Annotated in this window: 1 protein-coding gene; it reads left to right on the top strand. The window is 77.0% G+C overall.

The features are described 5' to 3' along the window. Positions 1–526: ROK family protein (locus tag AOK03_RS00440; RefSeq protein WP_425264340.1), on the top strand; the 526-nt coding region annotated here is incomplete at both ends.

The raw sequence follows: 526 nt of genomic DNA, 5'->3' as shown, positions 1-526 counted from the left end.
GAGGAGGTCCTCGGCGAGCTCACCTCCAGTGACCTGTGGGGCCGCGCGACGGCCGTGGGCATCGGCAGCGCGGGACCCGTGGACGCGTCGGCAGGCACGGTCAGCCCGGTCAACGTCCCCGGCTGGCGCGGCTATCCGCTGGTCGACCGCGTCCGTGCGGTGACCGGTGGCCTGCCCGTCGCCCTGGTCGGCGACGGCGTGGCGATGACCGCCGCCGAACACTGGCAGGGCGCCGCGCGCGGCCACGACAACGCCCTGTGCATGGTCGTGTCGACGGGCGTCGGCGGCGGCCTCGTCCTCGGCGGCAAGCTCCACCCCGGCCCCACGGGCAACGCGGGACACATCGGTCACATCAGCGTGGACCTCGACGGCGACGCCTGCCCGTGCGGTGCGCGGGGCTGTGTCGAGCGGATAGCCAGTGGCCCGAACATCGCGCGCCGCGCCCTGGAGGGCGGCTGGCGCCCGGGCCCCGAAGGCGACACGTCCGCGGCGGCGGTGGCGACCGCCGCACGCGCCGGGGACCCGG

The sequence above is a fragment of the Streptomyces atriruber genome (genome assembly GCF_001418325.1).
Classification (GTDB): domain Bacteria; phylum Actinomycetota; class Actinomycetes; order Streptomycetales; family Streptomycetaceae; genus Streptomyces; species Streptomyces atriruber.
This window is presented reverse-complemented; position numbering and strand designations above follow the sequence as displayed.